Raw genomic sequence first — 16,352 nt, forward strand, 5'->3', positions numbered from 1 at the left:
AGCCCGTGTCCGAAACTCACCCTCCACAGGTTCCCGTCGCCGTGGTGGGCATCGGGGCCCTGGCCCCGGGCTCGACCGACCCCACGGAGTTCTGGCGGACGGTGTTCTCGGGCCGGGACCTGATCACCGGCGTGCCGCCGTCGCGCTGGCTCGTCGAGGACCACTACGATCCCGACCCCACCGTGCCGGACAAGACCTACGCGCGCCGGGGGGCGTTCCTGCCCGAGGTCGGCTTCGACCCACTGGCCTACGGCATCCCACCCGCCACGCTTCCCGCCACCGACACCAGCCAGCTGCTCGCCCTCATGGTGGCCGACCAGGTCCTCGCCGACGCCGGCGGGCTGTCGGGTGTGGACCGCGACCGGGTCGGTGTCATCCTCGGCGCGGCTTCGCTGGAGCTGCTGAGCCACATGCAGGGGCGGACCCAACGCCCCGTGTGGCTGAAGGCCCTGCGGGAGCAAGGGGTCCCCGAGGCCGAGGCCCAGTCCGTGTGCGATGCCATCCAGGAGCACTACACGCCCTGGCAGGAGTCGACGTTTCCCGGGCTCCTCGGCAACGTCGTCGCGGGACGCATCGCCAACAGGTTCGACCTGCACGGCACCAACCACACCACCGACGCCGCGTGCGCAAGTTCGTTCGCCGCCCTGTCGACGGCGGTCGCGGAACTCTCCCTGGGCCGTGCCGACCTGGTCATCAGCGGTGGTGTCGACACCCTGAACGACATCGGCATGTTCATGTGCTTCTCGAAGACACCCGCGCTGTCACCCACCGGGGACTGCCGGCCCTTCTCCGACGAGGCCGACGGCACGATGCTCGGTGAGGCCGTCGTGATGTACGCCCTCAAGCGGCTGTCCGACGCCGAACGGGACGGCGACCGGATCCACGCCGTGATCCGGGGGATCGGCAGCTCCTCCGACGGCAAGGGAACGGCGATCTACGCACCCCTGCCCGAGGGGCAGGCACGGGCGCTGCGACGCGCGTACGAGCAGGCGGGCTACGACCCGGGCACCGTGGAACTCGTCGAGGCACACGGCACCGGCACCAAGGCCGGGGACGCCGCCGAACTCGTCGCGCTGCGGACGGTGTTCGAGGAGAGCGGGCGTGGGGACCGGCAGTGGTGCGCGATCGGCTCGTTGAAGTCCCAGATCGGTCACACCAAGTGCGCCGCGGGCGCAGCCGGGCTGCTCAAGACGGTCATGGCCCTGCACCACCAAGTCCTGCCGCCGACCATCAAGGTCGAGCGGCCCGCCTCCGTGCTGCGGAAGAGGGACAGCCCGTTCTACGTCAACACCGAGGCACGCCCGTGGGTACGGCCGCCCGGTCATCCGCGCCGGGCCTCTGTGTCGAGCTTCGGCTTCGGAGGCAGCAACTTCCACGTCACCCTGGAGGAGTACGTGCCGTCGGCAGGGCCCGGCCGTCGGGCGTGGCGCAGCCGGTGCGCGCCCACGGAACTGGTGCTGTTCAGTGCCTCCTCGCCGGCCGCCCTGCTGGAGCGGACCGTCGACCGGGACCGCCCCCTCGCCGAGATCGCGCGGGAGAGCCAGGCCGGGTTCCGGCCCGCCGACGAGGTGCGCCTGGCCGTCCTGGCGACCGACACCGACGACCTGCACGACAGGTTCTCGCAGGCCGCAGCAGCGATTCGGCAGCGCCCGCACGACGCGTTCTCCCTTCCCGGCGGGGTGCACTACGGCGTCGGAGCGCCCGCCGTCGGGAAGGTGGCGTTCCTCTTCCCGGGGCAGGGGGCCCAGTACGTCGGCATGGGCGCGGGCCTCGCCATGTTCGCCCCCGCCGCCCAGGCCGTCTGGGACCGCCTGGCGGACCGCCGGTTCGAGGACCGCGCCCTGCACGCGGTGGTGTTCCCGCCTCCAGGCTTCGGCGACGCGGAGCGGGAGGCGCAGGCCGCGCTGCTGAACGCCACCGAGTGGGCCCAGCCGGCGCTCGCCGTGCACAGCCTGGCCCTCCTGGAGGTGGTGCGCGGCCTCGGGCTGCGGCCCGACTGCGTGGGCGGCCACAGCTTCGGCGAACTGGTGGCCCTGCACGCCGCGGGAGCACTGGACGCCGATTCCCTGGTCGCGCTCGCGCGCAGACGGGGCGAGCTGATGCGCGCCGCGGCCGACGGCGCGGGGGCGATGCTGGCCGTGGCCGCGAGCCGCGAGCGGGTGACGGCCGTCCTCGCCGAAGCCGGAGTGAACAACGTGTGGCCGGCGAACCACAACGCGCCGGACCAGGTCGTGGTGTCCGGCGAGAGCGGGGCGATCGAGACAGCCGAGCGGGAGTTCCTCGCGAGGGGTATCACCGCAAGCCGGCTGGAGACCTCACACGCCTTCCACACCCCGCTGGTCGCCTCGGCGGCCGAGCCACTGTCCGCGTTCCTGCGCGACATGACACTCACGGCACCCGTGGTCGACGTGTACGGCAACGCGGACGCGGCACCGTACCCGGGGGACCCCGACGACGTACGCCGCAGGGTCGCCGCACACCTGGTCTCGCCCGTGCTGTTCGCCGAGCAGATCGAGGCGATGTACGCCGCGGGTGTGCGGACGTTCGTCGAGGTCGGCGCCGGGGCCGCGCTGACCGGCCTGGTCGGACGAGTCCTCGGTGACCGCGAGTACGCCGCAGTCGCCCTGGACCGCCGGGGACAGGACGCGGTCACCACCCTGCACGGCGCGCTCGGCAGACTCGCGGCGCACGGTGCGCAGTTGGACTACGGCTTCCTCTGGACGCCGTACGGACCGTCAGAAACAGCAGTGAAGGAGCGCGAACCGCGCATGACCGTGCAGATCAACGGTACCAACTACGGTCAGCCGTATCCCCCGGAGGGCGGGGCGACCGAACTGCCCCCACCGAATCCGCCTCGGACCCCACCGTCGCCCGCCCCGGCCGCGACGCTCGCGCCTGCCCCGCCGCTGGAGCCGACCGGCGAATCCGCTCCGGCCCGCGAACCCGTACCCGGCGCGGAACCCGTACCGGCCGCACCGTCCCCGCCCGAGCCGTTCGACCCCGCTCTTCCGGCAGACCCGCACTGGCTGGCCATGGTCGAGAGCGTGCAGAGGAACGCGGCGGAGGCCCACGCGGCCTGCCACCGCATGCTGGCCGACAGCCACATGGCGTTCCTGCGGATGACCGAGACGACCCTGGCCACCCTGCTGGGCGCGCCCCCGCGGGAGGACGTGCCCGCCCTGCCCACTGCCCCCGTGTCCACCGATCTCGCGGCGGTGCCGCACACCGTGGTCCCGACCTCCGCTCCCGTCGGCCGGGCGCCCGACGCGGCCCCCGGCGCGACGCCGCGGACTCCCGACCCGTTGCCGCAACTCCTCGCCCCTGCCGGGGCCTCCGTCGTACCACCCGCCCGCACACCCGAGCCCTCACCGGCCCCGCTCCACGCCGACGCGCCGTCGGCCGCGGACCCGGCCCGGTTCGAGGAACTGCTGCTCTCGGTGGTGGCCGAGCGCACCGGATACCCGGTGTCCATGCTCAACGCGGACATGGCGCTCGACGCGGACCTCGGCGTCGACTCCATCAAGCGTGTGGAGATCCTCTCCGTCGTCCGGCAACGGGTGGGTGACCTGCCGACCGGGGATGCCGCCGCGCTCGGCAGACTCAGCACCCTGCGCGAGATCGTGGACGCCCTGTCGGAGGCGGCCGCTCCCACCACCGCACCATCCGCCGACCAGCCCGAAACCGCCGTCGCGAGCCGACAACCGGAACCGGTGGAACTGAGGCGCCTGGCCCTGCGAACGGTGAACGCGCCCGCGCCGGGACTGGCGATGGCCGGCCTCGGTGACGGCCCGGTGTCCGTGGTCGGCGGTCCTTCCGAGACCGCCGCCCTGGTGGCCGGGAAACTCACCGACCGCGGAGTACGGGCCGAGGCCGCGACACGTGTGCCCGACGGAGCGGGCGCCGTCGTGTACCTCGGCGGGCTGGCCGACATCGGATCGCCGGAGGAGGCCGGAGAGATCCTGCGCGAGGCATTCCGCACGGCACGCACGGTCGCGCCGCGCATGGAGACCGCCGGTGGGGCGTTCGTCACCGTCCAGGACACGGGGGGCGACTTCGGGCTGGACGGCAGGGAACCCGACCGCGCGTGGCTCGGCGGCCTCGCCGCCCTGACCAGGACCGCGGCACAGGAGTGGCCGGACGCCTCCGTCAAGGCGATCGACTGCGAGCGCGGCGGCCGGGACGCCGAGGCCGTCGCCGAGGCGATCGTGGCGGAACTGCTCGTGGGCGGACCGGCACCGGAGGCCGGCCTGCGCGCGGACGGAACCCGGCTCGTACCGTGCGCCGTCGAGGCACCGTCGGAACCGTGCCCGGCCCCGACGGAGATCGGCCCGAAGTCGGTGATCGTGGCCACCGGGGGAGCGCGCGGGGTCACCGCGGCAGCCCTGACCGACCTGGCCCGGACCCACCGGCCGCGCATCGCTCTGCTGGGCCGCACGGAACTGGTGGCGGAGCCCGCAGGGGCGTCCGCGGCCACCGACGAAGCCGCACTCGTGCGGCTGCTCGGCGAGCAGCGAGCCGAAGGCACCGGCCCCGCCGAGATCAGCGCGCGGGCGAAGGAGATCCTGGCCGCGCGCGAGGTACGGGCGACACTCACCGAACTGGAGAAGGCCGGCTCCCCGGTCCGGTACCTGCCGGTGGACGTCAGGGACGGTGAGGCCCTCGCGGCCGCGCTGCGCGAGGTGCGCGAGACGTGGGGTCCTGTCACCGGGATCGTGCACGGCGCCGGAGTACTGGCCGACAAGCGGATTCCCGACAAGACGGACGGGCAGTTCGACCGGGTGATGTCCACCAAGACCGACGGCCTGCGGGCACTCCTCGCGGCGACAGCCGACGACCCGGTCGAGACGATCTGCCTGTTCTCCTCGGTGGCCGGGGTCTACGGCAACGCGGGACAGTGCGACTACGCCATGGCCAACGCCGTGCTCGACCACGTGGCGTCGGCCGAGCGGGCCCGCCGGCCGGACTGCCGGGTGCGCTCGATCGCCTGGGGGCCCTGGCGCGGCGGGATGGTGACCCCGGCACTGGCCGAGCGCTTCGGCCGGTCGGGCGTCGAGCTGATCCCCCTGGAGCGGGGTGCCGCCGCCTTCACCGCCGAACTCGGCGCTCCGGCCCCTGACGGCCGGATCATCCTGGTAGCCGGTGACGAGGACGCGCCGTCGGACGGTGCCGGCGACCCGCCCACGGCTCACATCCGCGTCACGTCCGTCACGCACCCCTACCTGGCCGACCACCGCATTACCGAGGACCCGGTGCTGCCCCTGGCCATGGTCCTCGACTGGTTCACGGGCGCCGCCCGAGCATGGCGCCCTACGTCCGGAGGGCCGGTGCTGCGCGACGTGCGGGTGCTCGACAAGGTCACCCTGCCGAGGCTGGCGCACGAGGGGCACCGGTTCACCGTGCACGGACACCGCCGCCTCATCGGCCCCCCGACGGGTCTGCAGGCGGAACTGCGGGACGTGGACGGGGCGCCGCACTTCCGCGCCGTACTGGACTTCGAGGCACCCTCGGAACAGCAGCCGTGGGCCGGCCCCGGGGAAGGGGACAGCACGGAGCGCCCCGTCCCCTACGACGGACGGGCCCTGTTCCACGGACCGCGGTTCCAGGCACTGAGCACCCTGCGGGGTGTCGGCTCCAACGGGGCGGAAGCGACGGTCGCGGGTGTCGCCGGCCTGGGCTGGGGCGGCGCCCACTGGCAGACCGATCCGGCCGCCGTGGACGGCGCGCTGCAACTGGCCCTGGTGTGGGCGGACCACGCCCTGGGGAGCGCGTGTCTGCCGATGGCCGTCGCCGAGTGCCGCATCCACCGGCGCGGCCCCGCCGCGAACAGCCTCAGGTGCGTGGTGCGCGCCCGGAAGACGCACGACACCGGGGCACGGTGCGACGTGGCCCTCCTCGACCCGGACGGCGTCCCTCGCGTGGAACTGCTCGGGGTGGAGCTCGTACGCCGTCCCGACTGAACGACCGCGCATCGCGCCCCCGTTCCTCTGTATGCGTGTGTCCCGTGAAGTGGAGCAGTATGGGTTTCGAACCGATCGCCGTCGTCGGACGCGGCTGTGTGCTGCCCGACGCGCTGGACCCGGACACCTTCTGGGACAACGTCGCGGCACGCCGCTGCAGTCTGTCGGCGGTCCCGGAGGATCGGTGGCGGCTGCCCCACCGCTGGGCCATGGGCACGGCCGACGACCACCGCGACCGCACCTGGACCGACATCGGGGGCTACGTCCGGGGGTTCGAAGAGGTCTTCGACCCGAGCGGATTCCGCATCGATCCGGAACGGATCCTGACCCTCGACCCGCTCTTCCACTGGGTGCTGTACGGCGCCCGGCAGGCACTGGGGGAGTCCGGCTACGAGGGACCCGGCGAGCGCGCCGGCCTCGTACTGGGCAACCTCTGCTACCCCACGAGCACCGGGTCGGCCTACGCCGAGCACGTCTGGCTGTCCGCCCAGGAGCCGCACGTCCGAAACGCCCTGCTGACCGGCGCGCGCCGCGCGCGCCCCGACGCACGCAACCGCTTCTCCTCCGGGCTGCCGGCCCACTTCGCGGCCAGAGCCCTCGGACTGGGAGCGGGCGCCTTCGCGCTCGACGCCGCCTGCGCCTCCTCGCTGTACGCGATCAAGCTCGCGTGCGACCGCCTGCACGACGGCACGGCCGACCTGATGCTCGCCGGCGCGGTGAACCGCGTCGACAACCTGTTTCTGCACGTCGGGTTCTGCGGCCTGTCGGCCGTGAGCAGGACCGGTCGCAGCCGCCCCCTGCACCGGGACGCGGACGGTCTGCTGCACGGCGAGGGTGCCGGGTTCGTGGCCCTGGTGCGACTGGCGGACGCACTGGCGGGCGGGGCACCGGTCCTCGGGGTGATCCGGGGCATCGGGCTGTCCAACGACGGACGCGGCAGCGGCCTGCTCAGCCCGGCCCAGGAGGGGCAGGAGCGGGCCATGGGGCTGGCGTACTCCGCGGCGGGCGTCGCACCGGAGACGGTCTCGCTCGTGGAGTGCCACGCCACGGGTACCCCGGTCGGGGACGCCGTGGAGGCCCGTAGCATGGCACGGACCTTCGCGGCGGCCCGCGACGTTCCCATCGGCTCCGTCAAGTCCAACGTCGGTCACCTGCTGGCCTCGGCGGGGGTGAGCGGCCTGCTCAAGGTGCTGGGGGCGATGCGTGCGGGGATCCGTCCGGCGACACTCGGGGCCGACCGGCCCCTCACCCACCTCGAGGGCACACCGCTGCGTGTGTTGAGCGAGCCCGAGCCGTGGCAGGGCTTGCGCAGGGCCGCCGTCAGCGCCTTCGGTTTCGGCGGCACCAACGCCCATCTGATCGTCGATGCCTGGGACGGCGGCTCGGGAGCGCACAAGGGCGGGACACCCGGCCCGTTCCGTCCGGTTCGGGATGCCCCCGGGGAACCCGACGCCCCGACGGCGCAATCCGCGATCGCGATCGTGGCCGTCGGCGCGCGGGCCGGCGGCGGGGCCGGGAGCGAGGACTTCCGTCGCGTGGTCCTCGACGGCGAGCGGTGCGGTCCCACCACGAGGATCGACGTGTCACTTCCGGACCTGTGCTTTCCTCCGTCGGCCCTGCGGAACACCTCGCCCCAGCAACTCCTGATGCTGGAAGCCGCCCGTGAGGCAGTGCGAGGGGTCTCCCTGCCCCGCGAGCGGACCCTGGTGCTCATCGGGGCGGGAGTGGACGCCGAGGTGGCGCGCGGTGGCGCACGCTGGAGATTGCCGCACTGGGCGGAGCAGGCCGGGTGCGACACCGACCCCGGTCTCCTCCGGCGTGCCCAGGACGCCTTCGTCTCCTCCATGGGGGCCGAGCGGGTGGTCGGCACCCTCCCCAACCTCGTGGCCAACCGGATCAACACCCAACTCGACCTGGCGGGCCCCGGTCTCGCCGTGTCGGCGGAGGAGGCGTCCGGCCTGGTGGCACTCGAGCTCGCCGCCCGGGCCATCAGGGCGGGCGAAGCCGACGCCGCGCTGGTCGGAGCCACCGACGTGTCCAGCGGAGCGGTACACCGAGCCGCCCTGGACGAACTCGGCCGTGAGACCGGAACCGGGGACGCGGCCGTCGTCCTGGTGCTGAAACCCCTCAGCGCCGCCCGCCGGGACGGCGACACGGTGCTCGCCCTCCTCGACGAGGAGAGCGAGGGCGAGGCCGACCTGCTGGTCGGGGACGACGAGGCGGCCACGATCGACCCGGCCTCGGTCTTCGGCCGGGTCCACGCCGCCCAGGGACTGCTGTCCGTCGCCGTCGCGGCGACCGCACTCCCGCACCGTGCGGTGCCCCGCCCGGGAGAGCCCGCCCAGCCGCAACCCGGCCTGCGTACCGCCGAGGCGGTCGTCGCTCCGCTGGAGGCACCCCCCGTCCGCGTCCGGCTGCGCGCGGGCGACGTACTGCCCCGGGTCGGGGGAGCCGTGCCGCGACTGTACGTCTTCTCCGGTGGCGACCGGCAGGAGGTGCTGGCCGCGCTGGAGGCGGGAGCGGAGTCCTCGGACGGTCCCGCCCGCCTGGCCCTCGTCGTGGACGACGATGCCGGTCTCCGAGCGGCCGTGGAGAGCGCGCGCCGCTGGCTCGTCGGCGGCGGGATCAAGCCCGGTGGTGTGCTCTACCGGGACGCACCGGTCGTCGGGGAGACCGGATTCGTGTACACCAACGGCTCGGCCGCGTACCCGGGCATGGGGCGCGAGCTGATGCTCGCCCTGCCGTCACTCGGCGAGACCGTCGGGGCCAGGCACGGTACCGCCGCCGGACCCGTGGATCCGGGCCCCGAGCCGACGACGCTCGAACAGATCCGGAGCGCCGCCCGGCTCGCCACGGTCCACACCGAACTGTGCCGGGGGCTGCTCGGCCTGCGACCTGACGCCGCCATCGGATACTCCTCCGGCGAGACCGCCGCCCTGGTGGCCCTGGGAGCCTGGCCGGACGCCGAGGGCCTGTACGCGTCCGCCCGCGAGAGCGGTCTGTTCACCCGGGAACTGACCGGAGAACTCCGTGCGGTGCGGCGGGCATGGGAACGCGCCGGTGTGACCGGGACCCGGTGGTCCAGCTACCTGGTGACCGCGCCCCTCGAACGGGTGGCCGAGGAGATCGCGAAGGAGCCTGCCGTTCACCTGATGGCGGTCAACGCGCCCGGGGTATGCGTCGTCGGGGGAGAGGCACGGGCGTGCGCGGCGGCCGTGGACCGGCTCGGGACCGGCAACGCCATCGCGATCGACTACGATCTCGCGGCCCATGCACCGGAGTTGGCAGAGGTCCGCGACGAGTGGCGCCGCCTTCACCTGCGGCCCACCACCGAGGTGCCGGGGGTGCGGTTCTACAGCGAGGCCGACCGGCGGGCGTACCTCCCGACGGCCGAGCGGGCCGCCGAGGCGATCACCGCCCAGGGCCTCGGCACGATCGACTTCGCCGGCACGGTGGAGAGGGCCTGGGCCGACGGGGTCCGGATCTTCGTGGAACAAGGGCCGCGCGGACTGTGCACCGGGTGGATCAAGCGGGTGCTCGGGGACCGGGAGCACGTGGCCGTGGCCCTGGACGCGCCGGACGGCAGAGGCCTGCGGCAGTTGTACCTGGCCGTGGCCGAGCTCGTGGTCGCCGGCGTGCCGGTGCGGGCCGACGCGCTGTTCGCCGAACTGCGGAGGGCCCCGGAGGCCGGGACCGCGCGAACCGGTCCCGTGCTTGAGGTACCGGTCCTGCCGGAACCCCGGCTGCCGTCGCCGCTCGGCCGCTCCGCGGTGACCCTGCCCGAAGCCCCCCGGTTGGCTCCCGTGCCCGTGCCCGTGCCCGTGCCTGCGCCTGTCCCCGTGCCCCTCACTGACCCCGAGCGGCCCGCCCCGCCGTCTGACACGCCGACCGTCGTTGTACCCCGTACGAGCGGCGGGCAGACCCCGGCTCCCTCGGACCGGCGGGCCGTCGCCGCCCGGCACGCACTGCGGGTCACGGCGCTCCACCAGGACGTGATGGCCGGACAGACGCAGCTGCACGAACGGTTCCTGCGCCTCACCGAGCAGGCCGTCGCCGCTCTGGGACGTGCCGCACCGCTTCCGGCCGCGGACCCTCGGCCGCGGACGGGCGTACCGCGTACCCCGCCCGTGACGCCGCCGGCCGCTCCCCCCGCCGCCGAACCGAGCCGGTCACTGCCCGTTCCCCGGCCCGGACCCAAGTTCGACAGGGCCCAGTTGGAACACCTCGCGTCCGGGCGCATCTCCGACCTCTTCGGACCGCGATTCACCCCGCAGGACGCCTACGCTGTGCAGACCCGGATGCCGGAACCGCCGATCCTGCTCGCCGACCGCGTCACCGGTATCGACGCCGAACCGGCGGCACTCCTCACACCCGGGCCGGAGAACCACCGGGGCACGATCTGGACGGAGACCGACGTCGCCCTCGACAGCTGGTACCTCGACGCCACCGGGCGGATGCCCTGCGGCCTGATGGTGGAGGCCGGCCAGGCAGACCTCCTGCTCATCAGCTGGCTCGGCGTCGACCTGCTGAACCGGGGCGAGCGGGCCTACCGGCTGCTCGGCTGCGAACTGACCTACCACGGAAGCCCTCCCCGCGCGGGAGAGACACTGCGCTACGAGATCCACATCGACGGACACGCCGAGCACGACGGTGTCCGGCTCTTCTTCTTCCACTACGACTGCCACGTCGACGGAGAGCTCCGCCTCAGCGTCCGCAAGGCCCAGGCCGGGTTCTTCACCCGGGACGAACTCGCCCGGAGCGCCGGAGTGCAAGGCGACCCCGACGCCGACCCGCCCCGCCCCGACCTCCCCACCGACCCTCCCGCCCTCCGGTGCACGTACGGCTCCTTCGGCGCGGACCAGGTGCTGGCCTTCTCCGAGGGGCGTCCCGCGGACTGCTTCGGACCCGGCTGGGAGCGGGCCGCGGCCCACGTACGGTCACCGCGCATCGACCGCGGCCGGCTGCGGCTGCTGCACGAGGTCACCGCGTTCGACCCGACGGGCGGGCCCTGGGACCGCGGCTACCTCCGCGCCGAGACGCCCGTCGCGCCCGACGACTGGTTCTTCGACGGACACTTCAAGAACGACCCCTGTATGCCGGGGACCCTGATGCTCCAGGGCGGGATGCAGGCGATGGCCTTCTACCTGGCGGCCATGGGCTTCACCGTCGACAGGGACGGCTGGCGCTTCGAGCCGGTCGACGGCGCCCCCAGCACGGCCGAGTGCCGGGGCCAGGCCACTCCGGACAGCCGACGGATCGTGTACGAGGTGTTCGTGCGCGGAGTGTCGGCCGGACCCGTGCCGACCCTGTACGCCGACGTGCTGGGCACCGTCGACGGGTGCAGGGCGTTCCACGGCCGGCAGGTCGGACTCCGGTTGGTGCCGGACTGGCCGCTGACGCACTGGCGCCGACTCGGCCCGGCGGCCCAGCAGATTAGCGGTGCCCCGGTTCCCGTCGCCTCGCTCGGTGGCCTGGTGGGACACCGGGAGCCCTCGACGGTCGCGGTGGTGGACGGTTTCGCCTTCGACTACGCCTCGCTGCTCGCCTGCGCGTGGGGCAGGCCCAGTGAGGCGTTCGGCCCGGCCTACGCGCGTTTCGACGGGACGCGCAGGGGCGCGCGTCTGCCGGGCCCTCCCTACCACTTCATGAGCAGGGTCGTCGAGGTGGACGGGCCGCCGAACGGGATGGCGGAGGGCAGCCGCGTCGTCGCCGAGTACGACGTCCCCGACCGCGCCTGGTACTTCGAGCAGAACGACGGCGGGACGATGCCGTTCGCCGTCCTCATGGAAATCGCCCTCCAGCCGTGCGGTTGGCTCGCCACCTATGTGGGCAGCGCCCTGACCAGCGACGTCGATTTGCTGTTCCGTAACCTCGACGGCTCCGGCACCGTCACCGCCGTGGTCACCGACGCGACCTCGACCGTGCGTACGCATGCCGAGCTGACCCGTGTCTCCCGCGGCGGCGACATGATCATCGAGTCGTTCACGGTCCGGTGCTTCGCCGACTCCCGGCTGGTCTTCGAGCTGTCGACGGTGTTCGGGTTCTTCCCGCGCTCGGCCTTCGAGCAGCAGGCGGGAATTCCGGTCTCCGCCTCCGACCGCGCCGCGCTCACCGCTCCGTGCGACCACACGGTCGATCTCTCGACGCGTCCGGAAGCCCTCTTCGACGGCCCGGCGCGTCTGCCGGGCCCGATGCTGCTGATGCTCGACAGGGTCACCGGCTACTGGCCGGACGCGGGCCGCGCCGGTCTCGGCCGGCTGCGGTCGGAGAAGGACGTGGACGCCGGGGAGTGGTTCTTCAAGGCGCACTTCTTCCAGGACCCGGTGCAGCCGGGGTCCCTGGGCATCGAGGCGATGTGCCAACTCCTGCGGTACTACATGATCGAACGCGGGCTCACCGACGGCCTCCCGTCTCCCCGGTTCGAGCCGGTGATGCTCGGCCGGGAAGTGACCTGGAAGTACCGGGGGCAGATCACCCCGGAAACCCGGTCGGTCACAGTGCTGATGGAGATCCTGGAAGTCGGTGAGGACGCCGCGGGCCGCTGGGCCGTCGCCGAGGCGACGCTGTGGGGCGACGACACCTGCGTGTACCGCGCTCACGGGATCGGGATGCGCGCCCTTTGAACGAGCTGTGCGGGATGGGCCCCGAGCCCCTGGGAGATATGCCGGTTGCCTCGGTGTTGCGACCCGTTTGGTCCGCATGGGAGGGGCGGGAAGACTCGAAAATGACTTAGCCTCGCCCGTGCTTGCATGGCTGCGACGAGGACGGCTCGTGCACGGGGTGTCGACCGGTCCGCCCCACGGGCGCGGATCTCCGCCCGACCGCGTCCTCACCGTGGCGGTGGAAAGAGGGAACATGACCAAGCGCGCACTCATCACCGGAATCACCGGACAGGACGGGTCGTACCTGGCGGAGCACCTCCTCGGCCTGGGCTACCAGGTGTGGGGGCTCTGCCGGGGGCGGGCCAACCCACGCAAGGACCGGATCGCCAAGCTGATCCCCGAGCCGTCCTTCGTGGACGGCGACCTCATGGACCAGGGCAGCCTGGTGTCGGCCGTGGACCTGGTCCAGCCCGACGAGGTCTACAACCTGGGGCGATCTCGTTCGTCCCCATGTCCTGGCAGCAGCCCGAGCTGGTCACCGAGGTGAACGGCCTCGGTGTGCTGCGGATGCTGGAGGCCGTGCGGATGGTGTGGGGCCTGAGCAAGTCCTCCGGGGGCACGAGTCGCGGCCAGATCCGCTTCTACCAGGCGTCGTCCTCCGAGATGTTCGGCAAGGTGGCGAGAGCCCGCAGCGGGAGACCACCTTCCTGCACCCGCGCAGCCCGTACGGTGTCGCCAAGACGTTCGGCCACTACATCACGCGCAACTACCGGGAGTCGTACGGGATGTACGGCGTCTCGGGCATCCTGTTCAACCACGAGTCGCCGCGACGCGGGGCCGAGTTCGTGACCCGCAAGATCTCCCTGGCGGTCGCGCGGATCAAGCTGGGACTGCTGGACAAGGTCAGCCTCGGCAACCTCGACGCCGAGCGCGACTGGGGCTTCGCCGGCGACTACGTCCGCGCCATGCACCTGATGCTCCAGCAGGAGCCGCCCGAGAACTACGTGGTGGGCACCGGCACCATGCACAAGGTCAGCGACGCGGCACGCATCGCCTTCGGGCACGTCGGCCTCGACTGGCGGGACCACGTGGTCGTCGACCCCGGACTCGTCCGCCCCGCCGAGGTGCCCCTGACCCGGATCGATCACAGGAATCACCCCGCTTTGCACCCCGCGATGGCCCGGCTCGCGGACACCTACCGGGCGCTGCCCGCTCAGAAGCTCTGATCGAACGGCGCGGACGCGTCAGCCACCTTCTCCCCGCAACACCTAGTGGAACCGTGCGAACACCTCCCGCACGCGCCGCGCGTCGCGCAGGCGCTGCTCGTAGGTGGCTCCCATGGCCAGCAGCACCGCACCGGCCAGTGCGGGAGGCGCCCACCGGGGCAGCACGCCGACGACCTGGGCGACGTACGGAGCGAGTTCGTGCAGTGCGACCAGGGCGAGCACGGCCCCACCGAGGACCAGCGGCGCCTGGAGCCGGCTCCGGGCGCCGACCAGGGTGACGGCCAGCGCGGCCGTACCGAGCAGCAGCGGCCGGAACCGGTGCGGGTCCCCCCATGCCGCGAGCAGGCTCGGAACCAGCGTGAGGGCCAGGCCGGCGCCGTACGCCGTCCACGAGGACAGCGCGGGGTCGCGACGGCGACTCAGGTGGCCGACGACCAGCGCGGGCACGGTCACCGGCAGGGCGTAGGCCTCCGGCGTGGTGACGTCCCACACAGCCAGTCGCACCCATGCGGCGAGCACGAAGAGCACGACGGCCACATGACCGGCTGCCCGTCGGTCCGGTCGTATCGCGGTCCCGGCCATGACCACCCCGCCTACCGAGAGCACCAGGGCGAACATCGGCAGATCGGTCGCGGCGAGCGCGAGCGCGAGCAGTCCCGCCGCCGCGCCCGCTCCCTCTACGGGCACGGTCACGGGCGAGCCCGCGGTGCGTGCCGCCAGCAGGGCCGCGACCGCGGGCACGACGACGACCAGCAGCGCGGTGTGGTGCGGCGGCCGGTCCGCGGACGCGCCGATCGCGCAGGCGAGAGCGGCGGCGTGTACGAGGGAGGCGGGTGCCGCGAACGGGCCGGTGTCCGGACGCGTGCCCGCGGCGGCGAACAGGAGCGTCAGAGGCACGAGCACACCGATCGTCGCCGACTCGGACGCCAGCGAGACCAGAGCGAGATCGACGGAGGTGACGAGGGCGAGGACAACGGCCCCGACGGCCACGTGCGACGTCCCGGCCGCGGCGCGGCGGACCCACTCCGCACAGCCCAGCGCGGCCACGACCACGCCGCCCTGCGCCACCAGGCCGGCGGTGTAGGGCAGCCCGAGCGCGGGAGGCAGTACGAGCAGTGCGGCCCAGCCCAGGACGAGCGCCCCCACCGCGCACTGAGGCCGCCACTGCTCGCCGCGGCCGGAAGCCACCGCCAGCACGCCCGCGACGACGGCCAGCACGAGCGGCACGGTGCCGGCGTGCGCGGGCCACGGCACGTCCGTGAACACCGCGGCTCTGAAGCCCCGGGGGGCGCCGGACCAGGGTCGCTCCACCTGGAACACCGGACCGAGGAGCGTACCGGCGACCAGTGGGACCACCGACAGCACCACGAGTCCCTGGACCGCGAACGAGGCCCCGATCAGACCCCGGCGCGACGTTTCCCCGAGCGGCGTCCGGACGACCGCCAGCAGGGCGACCCCGCAGGCCAGGCACCCGGGGGCCGTCCACTCGCCGGGCAGCGAGGCCCGCAGTACCCCGCCCGCTCCGGCGACCAGGCACAGACCCGCCGCCAGCGCCGCGCCCACGGCGACCTCCGGCTTCGGAACGGTCCGGGAGGCGGCCATGGCGATCGCGGCCGCGAGGACCAGGAGCGCCGCCGCGCGTGCGGAGGCTCCCGGGCCGGACGCAGTCCAGCAGAGCCAGCCGGCCGACAGGACTCCGACCGCGCCCGTGCCGAGCGAGCCGACGACCGCGACGATCCGTACGGGCGTGTGTGTCGTCCGCAGGGCGACGGCGGCCCCCGCCGCCGCGGTCACCAGGAGTACGGCCGTGAGGGTGTGTGGACCCGCGCCGACGGAGAGCGCCCACAGGGGCAGGGGAAGATGGGCGGTCGCCACGGCCAGCGGGAGAGGGAGGCGGAGCGCGAGCCGCGTGCCCCTGCGGCCCGATCCCTCGGTCACCGGAGCTTCCGCCGGCACCGTCGCGCCCACGCCCGCGCCGTACGCGGCCCACCCGCCGGCCAGGACGGCCGACGCGGCGGCCGTGTAGGTGAGAGCACCCGTGCCGGTGAACACCACTTCGTGCAGCGCGTAGGCGTCGAGGAGGGTCAGCGCGACCCCGAGAGCGGCAACCGCCTCGGCCGTCGAGGCCAGCCCGCGGCGCAGCAGCGCCACCGGCGTGGTCAGTGCCCCCACGGTCACCGCGCCGAGCACCAGCGACCGTCCGCCGATCCCCAGGTGCCCCCAACTGACCAGGGTGAACGCCATCGCGGCGACCGTCAGCAGGATTCCGCCGAGGACCAGCAGTACGTTCTGCACCCCGGGTGCGGTGGCGTCCGGCGGGGGAGTGCCGGCAACAACGCCGCGGCTCGGCCACAACGGCGGCACGGACCCGTGCCCCCGGCCGCCGTGCGGGCCGGTGGCCGCACGCAACGTGTGGATCAGCCAGGCACGGCGTTGCAGCAATACGGCCCGACGGGCGTCGAGTTGCCACAACTCGGCGTCGAGGAGCCGCAACTCCTCGGCCGGGGGCAGCGGGTTCGTCATGCCACGGAGTGTCGTCCCCCTCACCCCGCCGGACATGAGCGCAC

At 73.5% G+C, this 16,352-nt stretch carries 3 protein-coding genes and 1 pseudogene; 3 read left to right on the forward strand and 1 reads right to left on the reverse strand.

Annotated features, from left to right (window positions below):
- Positions 1–5 precede the first annotated feature (5 nt).
- The 3 genes and pseudogenes from IE142_RS14300 to IE142_RS14310 form a co-directional block, all read left to right on the forward strand.
- The gene (locus tag IE142_RS14300; RefSeq protein WP_191886102.1) at positions 6–5,957 is read left to right on the forward strand and encodes a type I polyketide synthase; all 5,952 of its coding nucleotides are present in this window, start codon (positions 6–8) and stop codon (positions 5,955–5,957) included.
- A gap of 59 nt (positions 5,958–6,016) precedes the next feature.
- Positions 6,017–12,580, forward strand: a complete 6,564-nt coding sequence (locus IE142_RS14305) for a type I polyketide synthase (protein ID WP_191886103.1) — start codon at positions 6,017–6,019, stop codon at positions 12,578–12,580.
- Between the two features lie 232 nt (positions 12,581–12,812).
- Positions 12,813–13,713 (forward strand): annotated as a pseudogene (locus IE142_RS14310) (GDP-mannose 4,6-dehydratase); the annotation flags it as partial.
- A gap of 114 nt (positions 13,714–13,827) precedes the next feature.
- On the opposite strand, the gene IE142_RS14315 reads toward IE142_RS14310, so the two are convergent.
- Positions 13,828–16,308: an SCO7613 C-terminal domain-containing membrane protein gene (locus IE142_RS14315; protein ID WP_191886104.1), complete on the reverse strand. Its 2,481-nt coding sequence runs from the start codon at positions 16,306–16,308 to the stop codon at positions 13,828–13,830.
- Positions 16,309–16,352: the final 44 nt, after the last annotated feature.

Source organism: Streptomyces mutabilis (assembly GCF_014649815.1).
GTDB classification, from domain to species: domain Bacteria; phylum Actinomycetota; class Actinomycetes; order Streptomycetales; family Streptomycetaceae; genus Streptomyces; species Streptomyces mutabilis.

Coding starts and splice junctions, on each gene's coding strand:
- IE142_RS14305 (WP_191886103.1), top strand. CDS start 6,017: ATGGGTTTCGAACCGATCGCCGTCGTCGGACGCGGCTGTGTGCTGCCC.
- IE142_RS14315 (WP_191886104.1), bottom strand. CDS start 16,308: ATGACGAACCCGCTGCCCCCGGCCGAGGAGTTGCGGCTCCTCGACGCC.